The organism is Flavobacterium tagetis (genome assembly GCF_016735615.1).
Taxonomy (GTDB): Bacteria; Bacteroidota; Bacteroidia; order Flavobacteriales; family Flavobacteriaceae; genus Flavobacterium; species Flavobacterium tagetis.
On the sequence record NZ_JAERSF010000001.1, the window covers coordinates 1,206,846 to 1,224,249 of the forward strand.

17 protein-coding genes are annotated in these 17,404 nt (G+C 33.3%); 6 read left to right on the forward strand and 11 right to left on the reverse strand.

Annotated elements, in window-relative coordinates:
* Position 1: 1 nt before the first annotated feature.
* The gene (locus JI750_RS05205; RefSeq protein WP_201999253.1) at positions 2-814 is read right to left on the reverse strand and encodes a DUF4349 domain-containing protein; all 813 of its coding nucleotides are present in this window, start codon (positions 812-814) and stop codon (positions 2-4) included.
* A 70-nt stretch (positions 815-884) separates the two neighbouring features.
* Positions 885-1,289, reverse strand: coding sequence for a ribonuclease P protein component (rnpA, locus tag JI750_RS05210; RefSeq protein ID WP_095930198.1), 405 nt, complete (start codon positions 1,287-1,289; stop codon positions 885-887).
* A 125-nt stretch (positions 1,290-1,414) separates the two neighbouring features.
* Here rnpA and JI750_RS05215 point away from each other — a divergent pair, with 125 nt between their 5' ends.
* From JI750_RS05215 to JI750_RS05225, 3 genes are all read left to right on the forward strand, one after another.
* Positions 1,415-2,161: a lysophospholipid acyltransferase family protein gene (locus tag JI750_RS05215; protein WP_201999254.1), complete on the forward strand. Its 747-nt coding sequence runs from the start codon at positions 1,415-1,417 to the stop codon at positions 2,159-2,161.
* A gap of 45 nt (positions 2,162-2,206) precedes the next feature.
* A complete protein-coding gene (locus JI750_RS05220; protein ID WP_201999255.1) occupies positions 2,207-3,202 on the forward strand; it encodes an acyl-ACP desaturase in 996 nt (331 codons plus the stop codon).
* Positions 3,203-3,381: 179 nt separating this feature from the next.
* Positions 3,382-4,035, forward strand: coding sequence for an HD domain-containing protein (locus tag JI750_RS05225; protein WP_201999256.1), 654 nt, complete (start codon positions 3,382-3,384; stop codon positions 4,033-4,035).
* A gap of 349 nt (positions 4,036-4,384) precedes the next feature.
* Here the strand turns inward: JI750_RS05225 and JI750_RS05230 are convergent, their stop codons facing one another.
* The 5 genes from JI750_RS05230 to JI750_RS05250 all read right to left on the reverse strand — a co-directional run bounded on the left by JI750_RS05230 (position 4,385) and on the right by JI750_RS05250 (position 8,904).
* Entirely contained in the window at positions 4,385-5,311 is a 927-nt protein-coding gene (locus tag JI750_RS05230) for an alpha/beta fold hydrolase (protein ID WP_201999257.1), read from the reverse strand.
* Between the two features lie 353 nt (positions 5,312-5,664).
* The gene (locus JI750_RS05235) at positions 5,665-5,790 is read right to left on the reverse strand and encodes a FeoB-associated Cys-rich membrane protein (RefSeq protein ID WP_201999258.1); all 126 of its coding nucleotides are present in this window, start codon (positions 5,788-5,790) and stop codon (positions 5,665-5,667) included.
* 6 nt (positions 5,791-5,796) lie between these two features.
* Positions 5,797-7,896 carry a ferrous iron transport protein B gene (gene feoB / locus JI750_RS05240; protein WP_201999259.1) on the reverse strand — a complete coding sequence of 700 codons (2,100 nt, stop codon included), beginning with the start codon at positions 7,894-7,896 and terminating at the stop codon, positions 5,797-5,799.
* Positions 7,896-8,135, reverse strand: a complete 240-nt coding sequence (locus tag JI750_RS05245; protein WP_008465698.1) for a FeoA family protein — start codon at positions 8,133-8,135, stop codon at positions 7,896-7,898. Before JI750_RS05245 ends, feoB begins: the two co-directional genes overlap by 1 nt.
* Before the next feature lie 103 nt (positions 8,136-8,238).
* Complete coding sequence (locus tag JI750_RS05250; protein ID WP_201999260.1) at positions 8,239-8,904, reverse strand: SCO family protein; 666 nt, start codon at positions 8,902-8,904, stop codon at positions 8,239-8,241.
* 228 nt (positions 8,905-9,132) lie between these two features.
* Here JI750_RS05250 and JI750_RS05255 point away from each other — a divergent pair, with 228 nt between their 5' ends.
* Positions 9,133-11,190: a M13 family metallopeptidase gene (locus tag JI750_RS05255; protein ID WP_201999261.1), complete on the forward strand. Its 2,058-nt coding sequence runs from the start codon at positions 9,133-9,135 to the stop codon at positions 11,188-11,190.
* A 64-nt stretch (positions 11,191-11,254) separates the two neighbouring features.
* Here JI750_RS05255 and JI750_RS05260 read toward each other — a convergent pair whose 3' ends face one another.
* Positions 11,255-11,653: a c-type cytochrome gene (locus tag JI750_RS05260; RefSeq protein WP_201999262.1), complete on the reverse strand. Its 399-nt coding sequence runs from the start codon at positions 11,651-11,653 to the stop codon at positions 11,255-11,257.
* 1 nt (position 11,654) lies between these two features.
* Entirely contained in the window at positions 11,655-12,650 is a 996-nt protein-coding gene (gene hemB / locus JI750_RS05265; protein WP_012023044.1) for a porphobilinogen synthase, read from the reverse strand.
* 266 nt (positions 12,651-12,916) lie between these two features.
* Here hemB and JI750_RS05270 point away from each other — a divergent pair, with 266 nt between their 5' ends.
* Together JI750_RS05270 and JI750_RS05275 are read left to right on the forward strand one after the other, a co-directional pair.
* A complete protein-coding gene (locus tag JI750_RS05270; protein ID WP_201999263.1) occupies positions 12,917-13,549 on the forward strand; it encodes a hypothetical protein in 633 nt (210 codons plus the stop codon).
* Positions 13,550-13,553: 4 nt separating this feature from the next.
* On the forward strand, positions 13,554-15,431 hold the full coding sequence (locus tag JI750_RS05275) for a hypothetical protein (RefSeq protein ID WP_201999264.1): 1,878 nt from the start codon (positions 13,554-13,556) through the stop codon (positions 15,429-15,431).
* Between the two features lie 49 nt (positions 15,432-15,480).
* On the opposite strand, the gene JI750_RS05280 is transcribed toward JI750_RS05275, so the two are convergent.
* Positions 15,481-16,377 carry a fructose bisphosphate aldolase gene (locus JI750_RS05280; RefSeq protein ID WP_201999265.1) on the reverse strand — a complete coding sequence of 299 codons (897 nt, stop codon included), beginning with the start codon at positions 16,375-16,377 and terminating at the stop codon, positions 15,481-15,483.
* A gap of 83 nt (positions 16,378-16,460) precedes the next feature.
* A complete protein-coding gene (locus JI750_RS05285; RefSeq protein ID WP_201999266.1) occupies positions 16,461-17,399 on the reverse strand; it encodes a DUF4421 family protein in 939 nt (312 codons plus the stop codon).
* Positions 17,400-17,404 lie beyond the last annotated feature (5 nt).

A 17,404-nucleotide genomic window follows, 5' to 3' on the forward strand; every position in this document is an offset into this window, starting at 1 on the left:
ATTATTCTTTTTTTCTTCTTTTAAATCTTTTTTTTATAAAATAGGCAAATACACAAAATAGGATAACAAACGGCCAAACGCTGATTAACGATATTAAAAAATCGGATAAACTAAAGAATCCAGATTTAACTGCGTTCCAAAGTTTGGAACCGTAAGATATTTTAACACCTTCTTTTTGGGCAATTGTCTTATAAAATTCAATGGTAACGGTGCTTAAAGAAACTTGGTTTTCTAAATATTTTAATTCACCTTCTTTAGCTTCAATTTCTTCTCGAATCGCAGAAATTTGTTTTTCAATTTCTAAAATCTCACTTACTTTAGTGGCTTTCTGTAAGATTTCAATATAACGTTCTTCCAGTTTTTTCTTTGTTTTTAATCTGGAGGTAAGATCAATATATTGGGCTGTAACATCTGTAGCAGAAATATCTTTACGTTCAAAAAATGAAACTCCCTTAGAAATGGCAGTTATAAATGAATCGAAATTTTGACTTGGAACTTTGGCGGTAATGTTTCTGTATAAAGTATTATAATCTTTTCCTTCAGAGTCATTTAAGATACTGCCTTGATTTGCTTTAATTGCGTTTTGGATTTGTTGAAAAGTCTTTTCAAGATCATCTGTTTCGAATTTAATCGAAGCATTTTTAATTATTTTCTTCGGTACATCTGGTAAATCTAAACCTGCGCTTTTATAAGCAGGAGTTATTTGAGCCATCGTTACACCCAGATTCTCAGCTTTTGCTTCAGATGAAGCTTCACTTTTACTGCAAGCTGAAAGAATAAAAAAGAAAATAGATAAAAAGAAAAGTTGACGCATAAAATTTCAATTTAGAGCTAAAACTACGATTTTTTTGTCTAACTTGATTAATAATCTTACGTTTTGAAATTTAGGCTTCTGTTTTCGTATCAGAATCTTGAGGTTTGTTGATTTGAGCTGCAAATTTCTCAAACAATTGAATCATTTTGGTGTTGATTTCTTCGTAAGATAAACGGTCTTTGGTCTGATAAAAAAGCATTATCGAATACGGCTGATCCAGGTTATCCAAAAGTAAATGTTTATTCAAACGATAGGTTTCTCTCAAAACTCTTTTGAAGTAATTTCGATCAACAGCTTTCTTGAAATATTTCTTAGAAACCGAAACGCCAATCTTGGTTTGTTCTTCTGAATTTGCTTCCGTTTGACGGTAAACTAAACGAAGCGGATATTTGGATACCGATTTTCCTTCAGAAAACAGTAAACCAATTGTCGTTTTGCTTTTTAAACGCTCATTTTTAGGGTAAGTAAAGTTCATTTAATTCAGAAAAAATTTGCAAATTCTAGTGCAAAGGTACAATTAAACCATAAAAACAGTTATTGTTTTCAATTTTAATAAGTCTAAAAATTTATTTACTACTTTTGCGCATTAATTTTTGAAGCATGGAAAAAATTATTTCTTATCCAATATCGGTAATTTATTATTTATTATTTGGTTTATGTTTGGCTGTTTTTCATCCAATTCAGTGGATTTGTTTAAATGTTTTTGGTTACCAGGCTCATAAAAAAAGTGTTGATTATTTAAATTTCTGCCTTTTAAAATGTACAAATCTTGTCGGAACAAGATATACAATTGAAGGTGTAGACACGGTTCCGAAAGGTGTGCCAATCATTTTTGTGGCAAATCACCAAAGTATGTACGATATCGTGGCAATGATTTGGTACTTTAGACGTTTTCATTGTAAATTTGTAAGTAAGAAGGAGTTAGGTAGCGGAATTCCGAGTGTTTCTTTTAATTTGAAATACGGAGGATCTGTCCTAATTGACCGTAAAGACCCTAAACAAGCGATACCAGTTATCAAAGGCTTGTCTGAATATATCGAAAAAAACACAAGATCTGCCGTAATCTTTCCAGAAGGGACAAGAAGTAAGACAGGAGTACCAAAAGAATTTGCGCAAAGCGGTTTAAAAATTTTATGCAAATATGCACCATCTGCATATGTTGTACCGGTAAGCATCAATAATTCTTGGAAAATGGTAAAGTTTGGTTTTTTTCCTGTTGGTTTAGGAAATCACCTGAAATTTACGGCTCATAAAGCTTTGGCTGTTAAAGATTACAAGTTTGAAGAGCTGATGGAGATTACTGAGAAAGCAGTTAAAGAAGGAATAAATGAATATAAACAGGTTTAAGTTTTAGTCCGAGCTAAAACGTACAACCCAAATCTATAATAAGTAATGTCTATAAAAAACATTAGATTAGAAGTAATGCAGTTTTTGGAAAAAAACGTGGATAGCTTCGTTGAACAGTATTTAATTCCAGTGGAAAAAATTTGGCAGCCGTCGGATTTCTTACCAGATTCTCAAGGAGAAAATTTCTTTGAAGAGGTAAAAGAATTACGCGAGATTGCAAAAGAGCTTCCGTACGATTTCTGGGTTACGCTTGTTGGTGATACTATCACTGAGGAAGCTTTGCCTACATATGAGTCATGGTTAATGGATGTTGAGGGAATAGATCAACAAGAAGAAGGCCAAGGAAACGGTTGGGCAAAGTGGGTAAGACAATGGACTGGAGAAGAAAACCGTCACGGTGATCTTTTAAATAAATACTTGTATTTGTCTGGTCGTGTAAATATGCGTGAAATTGAAATGACTACACAACACTTGATCAACGACGGTTTTGATATTGGAACTGGAACTGACCCGTACAAAAACTTTGTATATACTAGTTTTCAGGAATTAGCAACTTATGTTTCGCATAATAGAGTAGCGCAGATGGCTAAGAAATTTGGCGATAACAAGTTGTCTAAAATGTGTAAAATGATTGCAGGTGATGAAATGCGTCACCACCATGCATATAGCGAATTTGTTACTAGAATTTTCCAAGTTGATCCAAGCGAAATGATGTTGGCTTTTCAATACATGATGAAGCAGAAAATCGTTATGCCGGCTCACTTTTTGAGAGAATCTGGACAAAAAATTAGCACAGCTTTCGAACAATTTTCTGATTCTGCACAGCGTATTGGAGTTTATACTGCAAATGATTATGTTGAAATCATGCAGAAATTAATCAACAAATGGGAAATCGATAAAATTTCTAATTTAAGTGATGAAGCTGAAAAAGCGCGTGATTATTTAATGAAATTGCCAGCTCGTATGGCGAAAATTTCTGAAAGAATTGTAATTCCGCAAGAGTCACATATCTTTAAATGGGTTGAACCTGCTAGACTTTAAATTTTAGATCTTAGAGTGTAGATTTCAGATTTCAGATTTCAGATTTTTGATTGGAATTTGGAATTTAAAATATTTGAAATTTTTAAAGCAATACTGTTGCTTTAAAACATATTTGTTGATTGTTGAAGGTTTAAAACTTTTGGCAATCAACATTTTTTATAAACCGTAAAAACTTCTGTATGAGCGACTCAGCATTAATTATTAAAACCATTGCTTTTGTAAAAGAAAAACTAAACGATGCCGAAGGCGGACATGATTGGTTTCATATAGAACGTGTTTACAAAAATGCTATTTTGATAGCGAAAGAAACAGAGTGTGATCTTACAGTTGTACAATTGGGAGCATTATTGCATGATATTGCTGATAGCAAATTCCACAACGGAGATGAAACGATTGGTCCAAAAACAGCAAGAGCTTTTTTAGAAGCTCAAAATGTTTATGAGGTTATAATTGACCATGTTGTCAATATCATTGAAAATATCTCTTATAAAGGCGGAAATTTCGAGAGAAAGTTCTCTTCTGTCGAATTGGATGTTGTTCAAGATGCTGATCGCTTAGATGCAATTGGTGCAATTGGCGTTGCAAGAGCGTTTAATTACGGTGGGTTTAAGAACCGAGCTTTACACAATCCAGAAATTGCTCCAGTTACCAATATGACAAAAGAGGAATATAAAAAGAATAACGCTCCAACAATTAATCATTTCTACGAAAAGCTTTTACTTTTAAAAGATAAAATGAATACCGAAAAAGGAAAAGAAATAGCTGCCGAAAGGCATCGTTTCATGGAAACTTTTCTGGCTCAATTTTATGCAGAGTGGGAAGGGTTGAAGTAGGTTTTCTTTAGATTAAAATATAAAAACGGCTCTAATTTAGAGCCGTTTTTTATTTGGTGATGATTTAATTATTAGAAGCTTACAGATTTATAATTTGGATTTTAAAAGACACATCATTACAAAAGCACATAAAAATCCAATTGAAAACCATAATAATTTTGTAATAACGTTCTTTCTAGATATTTCTCTCTTTTCAAAATTTGTCATTTTGAGTTACTTTAGAATATTTCAAAAGTAATTTATGAGAAAGATATGGCTTACTGGAATAAGTTTTTAAATTATTAAAATAAGACATTTTTTCTTTTAGTCTCAACTATAAGTATTTAATCTTGCCTATTTAGTCTTTTTCTTATCTAACTTTCTGAACAAAATTTTGAATAGCATTCTTGAATTCTTTGTTCTGCTCATAATACAAAATATGTCCGCCATCAATAATTGTAACCTCTTGGTTTGGAAATTTAAATAAGCGATAATGCTCTGGACCAATGTTATTGTCTTTTGTTCCTGAGATTACTAGCGTTGGAACTTTAATTGAAGCAGTTTCTTTTGTAAAATCACTAAAATATAACGGGCCACTCAATGCATGCTGAGCAAAAGAAGAATTTCTTTTTTCACTATTATCAATACTGTCCAGTTTTTCAACAGTTGTTTTATTGTCTGATAATATTTTATAATCAAGATTGGCTTTTTTAATTTGCTGTTTAGCTTCAAAGAAAGTGTTTAGTATTGAACCCTTGTCTTTCACAGGAAAATCTTTCCCGAGAGTTTTGCCCATAAAAGCAATTTGATTGAGAAGTGAATCGTTTATGTCAAGAGTGGCATTCAATAGAATTAAACCTTTTACATGTTCTGGATATTTCTCAGCATATTTAGTGGCTAAAATTCCGCCGAAAGAATGTCCAATTACAAATACTTTATCCGTTTTAAGATGAGCTCGAATTTCTTCGATATCATCAATCATTCTGTCCATGCCATAATTGTTATCTGTAGGAGATCCAGAACGGCCGCATCCTCTTTGGTCAAAATAATACATCGTTAATTTATCTTCTAGAACATTTCCGCCAAACTCTTCAAAAGATTTGCTCCACGCGCCAGGACCGCCATGTACAAAAATACAGACTTCGCCTTTTCCAGAAACTTTCAAAAATAACGGAACTCCGTCTGAGGTTATAAAAGCATTATTGGAATCTTGCTTTATATTGGTTTTTGTTTGGCTTATACCGCTCTGTGCGAAACACAGAAATAAAAAGAAAAGTAAAGGAGTTTTTAATTTCATTTTTAAAGTTTTTTTTCTGCTGTTTTAATTAGGATAAATGTATAATTAAAACAGCAGAGAAAAAACTAATGATTACTTTTCATTAAGAAATAAGTAATAATTGTAGCACAGAAAAAACCTATTGCAAACCATAATAATCGAGCCACTCTATTGTCTCGTATTATTTCCATTCTATCTTCTTGTGTCATCTTTGAATAATTTAAAAGGCAAAAATAGTTTTAGAAAATATATTAATAAGTTACTTTAGGGTTTAAAAGCAATACAATAAGACATTTTTATCATAAAAAAAAGCCGTTCAAAATGAACAGCTTTTTTACTTTGTACCTATGAACCTTTGTCTTTTTGTCCCTTTTTTAAGAACATCCACAATCAGTTCCTCCGCCGCAGTCTTTTTTCTTTTTCGATTTAAAGAAGAACTTTTTGATCAAAAAAACAACTGCAAATCCTAATATCGCAAAGGCTATAATTTCTTGAAACATAACTTTTTATTTTAAAAGTTGATACGCAATTAATGCGGTAAAATAAGCTAATCCGCTCATGAAGACTAACTGCATTGCTGGCCATTTCCATGAATTGGTTTCTTTTTTTGTAATCGCCAATGTACTGGCGCATTGCATTGCAAAAGCATAAAACAGCAGTAAAGAGATTCCGGTTGCAAAGTCAAATACTTTTTTTCCGGTATCTGGGCGAATTTCTGCCTGCATTTTGCTTTTTATGGTCGACTCATTATCAGTATCTCCAACACTATAAATGGTTGCCAATGTTCCTACGAAAACTTCGCGGGCAGCAAACGAACTGATTAAGGCGATTCCGATTTTCCAATCGTAACCTAAAGGCTGAATCGCAGGTTCTATTGCTCGACCCATTAATCCGATATATGAATTCTCTAGTTTTTGAGAGTTAACTTCATTTTCAAATTGAGTTTCGTCTAAAGTTGTGTTGACAAACCTTTCTTTAACAATAGTTTCAGCGTCATTAAATTCTTTTCCTGGACCGTAAGAAGCTAAGAACCATAGAATAACCGATATTGCTAGAATAATTTTACCCGCACCAAGAACAAATGCTTTGGTTTTTTCTACTACATTGATTCCGACATTTTTGAAAAGAGGCATTTTATAGCTTGGCATTTCAACAACGAAATACGTTTTTGATTCTAGCTTCAAAACCTTATTCAAAATATAAGCCGATAAAATAGCCATAAAGAATCCTAAAACATATAATGACATAAGAGTTAATCCTTGAAGATTTAATACTCCAAAAACTCTTTTGCTCGGAATAACCAATGAAATAATAATGGCATAAACGGGTAACCTTGCCGAACAAGTCGTAAATGGCGTTACCAAAATAGTGATTAAACGCTCTTTCCAGTTTTCAATATTTCTTGTTGCCATAATTGCCGGAATCGCACAGGCAGTTCCCGAAATTAAAGGCACGACACTTTTTCCTGAAAGCCCAAATCGGCGCATGATTTTATCCATCAGGAAAACCACACGACTCATATAACCGCTTTCTTCCAGAATAGAAATAAATAAGAACAGGAAAGCAATCTGCGGAATAAAAATAATAACTCCGCCTATTCCCGGAATAATTCCCTGCGAAAGTAAATCGGTCAAAATACCGCTTGGAAGTTCTGCTGCAACCCAACTGCTTAATGAAGCAAAAGTGCTGTCAATGAAATCCATTGGAATAGTTGACCAGCTAAAAATCGATTGGAAAATCAAAAACAGAATCGCAAAAAAGATAACGTAACCAAAAACCTTGTGCGTTAAGACACGGTCAATTTTAGCACGAATGTCTTTTGCCATCGAAGTATCGACTTTCAAACCTTCTTTTAAAACATCATTGATAAACTGATATCTTTTAATGGTTTCTTTCTGTTGTAGACGTTTTAATTCTGAATGCGATTTGGTAAATGTACCTCTGATTTCATTCCGATCTAAATTCAAGAAATTAACATCTTGCGTAATTACCAGCCACAATTTATACATTAATTGGTTTGGAAATGCTTTTTGTAATTTTTCAAAATATTCGGGGTCAATTACAGAAGCATTTAAGCAAGGTTCGTGCGTAATGTTTTTATAAGAAACAATCAGCTCTTTTAATTCTTCAATACCTAAACCTTTGCGTGAACTTACTAAAGCAATTTTTGTTTTTAGCTTTTCTTCTAAATATGGAATATCCAAAGAAATTCCTTTTCGTTCCATACGATCAGACATATTGATAACCAAAATTGTTGGAATTTCAAGGTCTTTTATCTGAGTGTAAATTAGTAAATTTCGTTTCAGATTTTCAACATCTGTCACCACAACTGCTACATCTGGATATAATTTATCGTTTTTGTTTAATAAGAGTTCAATAACGACACTTTCGTCCATAGAACTTGCGTTCAAACTGTACGTTCCTGGTAAATCTAAAATATTTGCTTTTACGTTATTGGGTAATTTGCAGAAACCCATTTTCTTCTCAACCGTAATTCCAGGATAATTCCCAACTTGCTGGTTAAGACCTGTTAATTGATTAAAAACAGAAGTTTTTCCGGTATTTGGATTTCCGATAAGGGCAACATTGATATTCTGAACACTCATTACAAATTGGTTTTGATAAGTTCAACTTCAATTTCACGAGCTGTTTCAATACGGATTGCAACATGAGAACCATTTATGTCTAAATATAATGGATCGCCAAAAGGAGCAACCTGCAACAATTCAACTAAACTGCCAGGAAGACAACCCATTTCTAATAATTTAAGTGGAATAAGATCGATATCAAAATCTTTGATAATGGCTTTTTCGCCTTTTTTCAGAGTGTGTATTGTATTTTGCAAGCTTATTTAGATTGAATTTAGATTGCAAAAGTAGGCAATTATTCTTTATTCCAAGGTATTTAACACTTCCACAAATGCTAAATGTTTCTAAAAATGGGGGATTTTACTCTTGAGAAAGGAATTCGATGTCTTCTAAAAGGCGTTTTATGTCTTCTTTATTTGTTCCGTCATAAAAACCTCTAACGCGGCGTTTTTGATCGACCAAAACAAAATTCTCTGTATGCACCATATCATAAAGCTGATCTGGCCTACCAAGTTTCACGGCCAAATACGATTTTCTGGCCATAGTGTAGATTTCTTTTTTATCGCCCGTCACTAAATTCCACTTGCTGTCTACAACACCATATTTTATAGCATAAGCTTTTAAAACAGAAACACTATCAACTTCTGGAAAAACAGTATGCGAAAGCAGCATTACTTTTGGATTGTTTAAAACTGCTTTTTGAACATCTACCAAATTGGTTGACATTTTCGGGCAGATTGATCCGCAGGTTGTAAAGAAGAAATCGGCAACATAAATCTTTCCTTCATAATTTTTTTGTGTAATGGTATCACCATTTTGGTTGATGAAAGAAAAATCGGCAATTGTGTGGTATTTGCTTTTATATTGAACGGTACTGTCTACCAATTCAGGATTTACATCGGCAGGATTATAGATTGGGAGCGTCTTTTTAGGTTTCAGCGCAGAATAAAACAAAGATATCGTAACAACCGAAAACACTATCAATACAATAAAGAATTTGCGGTATTTATATAAAAGCGATTTCATAAAAATAATTTGGCGCAAAAATACAAAAAGCAGATTCTAAAAACTTTACTGTATTATTTTTTTAACAGCCTTTTGTAACTTTTACAAATGCTTGTAGACAAATAAATCAAACTGTTAGAACTCTAATTGTGAAATTTGTTTGTTTTTTTGACTTTACAGTTAGAATTTTAACATAATTTTTAAAATAATAACAATATGTTTGTATTTTCCCTTAAACAATAATTTTTTATGAAAAAACAATTTGCTAAACCTGTGTTTGGTGCGATATCTGCAATGTTTGCCATAACTGCAGCTCAAGCTCAAACAGCGCCAAAAGAGCCAGGTATTAATGTATCTTATATGGATACTAAAATCAGCCCAAGTCAGGATTTTTTCAAATATGTAAACGGCACTTGGCTGGAAAAAACAGAAATTCCGAGCGATCGTACGACATGGGGAAGTTTTAATGAATTAATTAAAAGAACCGACAAAGATGTGATGGAGGTTTTAAAAGAAGCTTCCAAAAATCCGAAATACAAATCGAATACAGATCAGGGAAAAGCAGTTAATTTATTTAATACTTACTTAGATTCTATCGGAAGAAATAAGAAAGGAATCGAACCTTTAAAACCATATCTGAAAAAAATCGATGCAATTAAAAGCATTGCTGATGTTCAGAAATATTTGGTTGAAATGGAAAAAGAAGGAAACGCTGGCTTTTTCGGAATTTACATTGGTGCTGATGATAAAGACAGTTCTAAGAACTCTGTAAATTTAAGTCCAAGCCAATTAGGTCTTTCAGATAAAGATTATTATACTTCAGAGGATAAAGATTCTAAAGAAAAACGTGCGAAATATGAATTGCATGTTGCAAGAATGCTTCAGTTTATTGGAGAATCTCCAGAAAAAGCAAAACAAAGTGCTGCTGAGGTTTTAGCTCTTGAAACAGAATTGTCGCAGCCAAGATTAAATAGAGTTGAAAGAAGAGACAGCCGTTTGCAATACAACCCGATGACAATTGCTGAACTTCAAAAATTAACTCCAGCTATTAAATGGAATGAATATTTTGCAGGTTTAGGAATTACTAAATTAGAGACTGTAATTGTTTCGGAGCCTAAATATATGACGGCGCTAGAAACGGTCTTCAAAGAAAATAAAGTGGCACAATGGAAAGAATACCTGAAATGGGATTTGATTAACAGTGCTGCAAGCAAACTGACAACAGAAATTGATAATGCTAATTTTGATTTTTATAGCAAAACATTAAGAGGCGCAATAAAACAGCTTCCGTCTGAAGAAAGAGCGCTTAATGTTGTGAACGGAAATGTTGGTGAAGCCCTTGGAAAACTTTATGTAGAAAAAGTTTTTCCAGCCGAAGCTAAAAGCAAAGCGATTGATATGATTCATAATGTTATTACGGCTTACCAAAATCGTATTAACAATTTAAGCTGGATGTCTAAAGACACAAAAGCAAAAGCAATCGAAAAGCTGAACAAAATAACGATTAAAGTTGGATATCCTGACAAATGGAAAGATTACTCAGCCTTAGAAATTAAAAGTATTGCAGAAGGAGGAAGTTATTTTGAAAACACTAAAAATTTAGCACTATGGAGATTTAAGAAAAGTATCGACAAATTGTCTAAACCAGTTGATAAAACAGAATGGCATATGTCTCCGCAAACGGTAAATGCGTATTATAATCCATCTTACAACGAAATTGTATTTCCAGCAGCAATCTTACAGCCGCCTTTCTACAATTACCAAGCCGACGAAGCGGTTAATTACGGTGGAATTGGTGCTGTAATCGGACACGAGATTTCTCACGGATTTGATGATTCTGGAGCACGCTATAATGCTGAAGGAAATTTAGTGGATTGGTGGACAGAAGACGATTTAAAACAATTTACCACTTTAGGAAATGATTTAGCAAATCAATACAGTGCTCTTGAGCCATTACCAGGCATTCACGTTGATGGTCATTTTACATTAGGTGAAAATATTGGAGATCTAGGCGGAATCAATGCGGCTTACGATGGTTTGCAGTTGTATTTAAAGCAACACGGAAACCCAGGCTTAATTGACGGATTTACTCCTGAACAAAGATTCTTTATTTCTTGGGCTACCGTTTGGAGAACAAAAACAAGAGATGAAGCGATTAAAAATCAAGTAAAAACAGATCCGCACTCACCGGGAATGTACAGAGCTTATGTGCCAATTCAGAATGTTGATGCTTTTTACAAAGCTTTCGATATTAAGAAAGGGGATAAAATGTATGTTGAACCAGAAAAACGAGTTAAAATCTGGTAATCAAATTATAGAAAACTAAAAAAGGCGCTTGATAAAAGCGCCTTTTTTATGGAATAAAAGTCAGTTATTTTAACTGACTGTAAATGTAAGCTTCAATTGCTTTTAATTCTTCATCAGACATTGTTTGTGTTATGGCAAAATTGGTTTTCATAACCTCAAACTGACTTGGATCTACAATTGGTTCTGCATTTCCCTTAAGGAAAGTAACAATATCGCCTTTTTGATCTTTATAGATTTTGGCAATTTCTTTAATGCTTGGCCCAACTACTTTTTGATCTGGCTGATGGCAGGCAAAACAATTTCCTTGGCCTTCAAATAGCTGTTTGCCTAATTCCTCTGGACTTTTGGCCTTCGCCGATTCTCCTTCAGAAACAGATTCGGTTGCTGTGTTTGCTGGCTCAGAAGTTTCTTTTTTACAAGAAGCAAAAGCTAAAACAGCAGATAAAAATAAAACCTTTTTCATCTTATTTGTTTAATAAAATTGCAGCTTCTTTTGCAAAGTATGTTGAAATAAGATTAGCACCCGAACGTTTGATGCACATTAACTGTTCCATCATAATCTTGTCGTGATCTAGCCAACCTCTTTCAGATGCCGCTTTAATCATAGCATATTCTCCAGAAACCTGATAAACAGTTACAGGAACATGCACTGTATTTTTTATTTCGCGAACAATATCCAAATAAGCAATTCCTGGTTTTACCATAACCATATCTGCGCCCTCTTCAACATCAGATAAAGCTTCTTTAATTGCCTCTATACGGTTGGCATAATCCATTTGGTATGTTTTTTTGTCTTTTGGAACCACAACATCAGCTTCTTTTGGAGCAGAATCTAAAGCATCTCTAAACGGACCGTAAAAAGCTGAAGCATATTTAGCAGAATAGCTCATGATTCCAACATTCTGAAATCCGGCAGCATCTAAACCTTCGCGAAGGCGTAAAACTCTTCCATCCATCATATCACTTGGCGCAACAAAATCGGCACCGGCTTCTGCGTGCGAAACGGCCATTTTTACTAAAGCATCAACTGTGCTGTCGTTTTCTACATCGCCATTTGTTATAATTCCGTCATGACCGTAGATAGAATACGGGTCTAAAGCCACATCTGGCATAACGATCATTTCTGGACAAGCCGCTTTTATGGCACGAATAGCTTGCTGCATTAACCCGTTAGAATTCCAAGCTTCTTTACCTGTATTGTCTTTTAGGTTTTCGCTAACTTTTACATAAATGTTAACGGCACGAATCCCTAAATCATAAAGTTCTTTCACTTCTTCAACCGTTAAATCTATAGATCTTCTGAAAATTCCCGGCATTGACGGAATTTCGACTTTTACATTTTCTCCTTCAGCAATAAACATTGGAAACATAAAATCCGATGGACTTAAACTGGTTTCACGTACTAAAGAACGAATCGATTCATTTACTCTTAATCTTCTGCCTCTTTGTAATGGGAACATATAAATTTAGATTTTAGATTTTAGATTTCAGATTTTAACCTGAATTTGAAAACAGATTGATAAATCCTTATTCTAAAATTGAAGTTGTTTTTTATTTTTTTTGAAGTTTATCTCACTTTTTAATGAGTGGCGCAAAGTTAAAGAAAAAGGAATAAAATAAGGTGTTTAGCTTGCTGTAGAATGAGTTAATATTATCTAAAAATTTAGATTTTTTATTGTTTGAGCCAAAGCATGGTTTTTCAGAATATTCCATCTAAATTTGCAAAATGAAGAAAATTCTCGCTTTATTTTGCTGTTTGCTCTTAACGAGTTGTTTTGAGATTACAGAAAGAATCAAACATCACGACGATCAAAGTGGCGAATATACGTTGATGATCGACTTTTCGAAATCTTGGTTCAAAACCAAATCTGCCATTTGGCTGGAAGAAGTCGATGGCGTAAAAATTCCGAACGAACAAGAAATTACACAGAAGCTGGAAGATTTTAAGTTGAAAGCTGCAAAAATTGACGGAATTTCGAATGTAACAACTAAAACAGATTTTCAGAATTACGTTTTCATAATCAAACTCAATTATGCGAATCTTAAAGCGCTAAACGCGGTCGTAAATGCAATAAACAATCAGCGTGATCAGATTCACTTTAGCGGAAGCGGCAAAACCTTTGAAAGAATTGCCTCGTATCCAGTTCCTGAAAAAGTGGTAAATGATCCAAAGAAAAAGAAAGATCTAGAAGAAGCCAATATTATTTCTATTTACACTTTCGATAAAGATATTATGGCTGTTGAGAATACAAACAGCAAAATTTCAAAAAACAAAAAGACGGTTTTTTTAAAACAAAGCATGTACAGTGTTTTTAAAAAATCGACATTAATGAATAATACCATCCAATTAACGCCTTGATTTTATGAAGCATTTTTACATCCTAATTTTTCTATTTGCCACGTATTTTACTTTTGGACAAACGAGTCCAGACAAATACGATTATTTTGTACAGTTTAACGGAAATCAGCTTTCTAAAAAAGTAAGCATAAACGAAGTGTTGAATCATCCGATATTGACTAAATACATTAGCAAAAAACCTGATTTTGATCTTCGCCAATATACTTCGATCATTCAATTAGACCAAAAGATTACGATTCATGGAAATTTCTTGGATAGCGTTCCGTTTTATCAGGTTACCATTCCAATAAAAAACAAAGAAGCAGTGAGACAATATCTGATTGAAAAACAAGGAGCAAATGATAAGAATGGCACAATTGAAGAATTCGGAAAATATGCTGTTTTTACACCAAGCGGTTTAAAGAGATCTTTTGTTTGGAATGATAATTATTTGGTCATATTTGAATTGACAAAAAGACTTCCTAATAAATTTTATGCTTCTCCAGATGGCCCGCCAGTTTTAAATGATTCGATAGGAATTTCAGAGGCGTATGAAGATACGGTAATTGTAGATGCGCCTGCAGTATATGGAGTAGAAGAAGCACCAAATCCGCCAAAAATAGCCGAACCATCTATAGTGCGTGATGAACCAATGGTAGCTGATGTACCAGCTGGATCAGCAGAAACGGCAGAACAAGATTATCTGTACGATGGAAATCCTTATGAAGAATATACGGCAGAACAAGCAGAGTTTGATAAAAAACTAGCCGAGCAGCAAAAAGAAATTATAAAAGGCTTATTTGAAAATGGTTTTACTACGCCAAGTTTTTCAAAAATTAATGTTTCTGCAGATATTTCTACTTGGGTAAATTATGGCGGATTTATGTCGAGTTTTTATTCATTGTATAATTATCCACTGGCATTATTTGGAGGTTATGATAAATATTTGCCAATGCAGAAGAATTTTGGAAATTTTATAAAAGGCATCAATTTGGATTTTTATTTTGATAACGATAATGCCCGAATTGAAGAAGTAGTTGAATATGCTACAGATATTGCAGCTGTTGTAAGCAAAATCAGCGATAGAAAAATCAACAAAAACATCTTTAATTATTTCCCAGCAGAAAAACCTTTAGGCTACATTTCGTATCATGCCAATACAAAAGCTGCACTTGAGAACTTTCCATCATTAATGTCTGAATTATTTCAAAATCCAAAATTCGCGAAGGAAGATATTACGTTAATTACAGATCTGATTTCTACAATTGTTGATGAAGAAGCTACAGCAAAGCTTTTTGATGGCGATTTAAGCGCTTTTTTATATGATACGAAAGAAGTTGAGGTAATGACCAAAAAGTATGATTACGATGAGAATTATGAAGAAAAAATAACAGAAGAAAAAGTGAAAAAAGATATTCCGCTGTTTTCTGTGATTTTCACATCGACTCATCCAACATTTGGAGATAAATTATTGCAATTGGGAGTTCGTAAAAAAGTACTGGTTCCAAACGGAAATTCATACATCATTACGGGTACACAAGAGTATGGTGATATTTTTATTGCGAAAGACAAAGATGTTGTAATTGTTGCCAATACAAAAGATTATTTTGGAACAGGAAAAGGCTCTTTTGCTAAAGATGCAAAGAAAGAATTAAGCAAAAATTACATTTCTGGGAAACTTGATATTGCGCAAACCGTAAAAACATTCGGTAAGAAAGCAAAAGGTTCTGAATTGGATCGAATGACTAAAATTTCATCTCAGTTTTCAGATGTGTCAATCGAATCACCTAAAAAACTAATTGATAATAAACTGAAATTCGTTTTTAAACTAAACTCTTTTAAGTCTGATAAAAACATCATTTTGCAGACATTAGATTTAGCCGAAGAAATGACTTCTAAATAATTGAAAAAGAAAAATCCCTGAGCATGTCTCAGGGATTTTTTATATTTTTTTAGGTAATTGAAGCTTGATAAATGCCTTTAATGGTTTCTTTTAATTCAGTATTAAAATCTTCATCAGACTGACTAGCGGTAAGACCTTCAGATAATGCTCTTGAAAAACTGGCAATTAATCTGTGGTTTTGAGAGAGTTTTTGATTTGCTTCTTCACGAGAATAGCCGCCAGACAGTGCTACAACACGAACCACATGTGGATCTGAAATAAGATCGCTGTAAAAATTGTTTACGGTCGGAATCGAAAGTTTCAGCATTACTTTTACATCTTTATCCAATAAATGAAGCTGTTTTTGAATTTCTTCTTTCAGAATCTGTTCCGATTTTTCTTTATCAGGACTGTAAATATCAACTTCAGGTTCTATAATTGGAATTAAACCTTTGCTGAAAATTTGTTTTCCAACTTCAAATTGCTGCGCAACAATATCTCTTATTCCGTTGGGATTAGCTTCTTTAATGACAGAACGCATTTTAGTTCCAAAAATATTTCGTTCTACAGCGCGATCTAGCAATTCGTTTAAACCAGAAATTGGTTTCATTAATTGTACTCCGTTTGCAGTTTCAGCTAGTCCTTTATCTACTTTCAAGAAAGGAATAATATGTTTTTTATCCCATAAATAATCTGCTGTCCATTGTCCGTCGATTTTACGGTCCATTGTATTTTCAAACAAAATAGCACCGAGAATATATTGGCTATCAAAAGCAGGACTTTTAATAATTCTAGTTCTCATTTCGTGTACAAGAGTGTACATTTCTTCTTCATTTGAATATTGGTTCTCCTGTATTCCATATTGTAAAAGTGCTTTAGGAGTACTTCCACCGCTTTGATCTAATGCTGCAATAAATCCTTTTCCAGAATGCATTAGATTTAATTGTTCTGTGTTTTTATTTCCCATAATAATGAATTTTTAGTTTTTCATAAATCTCTGTAATTTAAGCATTTTTATCCTGTTGGCTGTTTATTTCAGATTAAGATTTATCAAAGACCAATTTTTTCATTGACCTTATCGTAGACTTCTTTTACTTTTTTAGGAGGATCAAATCGATATCCAACAGACAGTTTTAGAGTAGAAATATTATCATTTAATCGCGGATCAACTTTGTCATCTTGTGCAAAACCAATTGTGTTAAGACTTGCAAAACCAAAAAAACGATCTTTGTTATAAGCCAGTTTTAAATTGAAATCGGCCTGATACAACGCTGAGGTTTCTTTATCAATAATATTAAGCCCTCCACCCAAAGCAAGTCCGGCACCAATTAAAACCCGATCGCTAATTACAAAATTGTAAAAGTAGGAGGGAGCGAGTGTTAAAACATACAGATCACCAGGCGACGAATCGGGAGTATTTAAGTCTAGATTGGTATAGTAAAAAGAGAAAGTAGGAATAAAACTTCCAGAACTTTTGGTCTGCCATTCGTTTTGACTTACCAATGTTTTAAAAGAGAATTTATCATTAAAAACATAAGCGGTCGATCCGCCAATTTTTGTTGTTCGCATGTTTGGCAGTTGCGCAATTACATTATCATCACTAATATAAAATCCTTTCTGATTGATAAAAGTAAACGACTGCATCCATTTTTTATAATAAAAACGGGTATGGAAATTAAAGTTTTTGGAATGAGAATCGCCTTTATTCTGACTTAGAAATTTGGGAGCAAAACCAATTGTAATATCAATGATTTTGTAGTTTAATGTAAAACCTATTTGTTCTCTTCGATTTGGAATTAGATTTACATATGTTTTTGGATCGGTATTATCTGAAGCAATCTGAAAACTATTGGAAGTATCTAGATAATAAATACTAGCAGTAATTTTATCATTATATGATTTAAAATACGGATTTTGCAGGGAATCATTTTGGGCAAAACACCCAAAAATGCTGATAAAGAATGTGGCGTAAATTAGTGCTAAACGCATAGAAA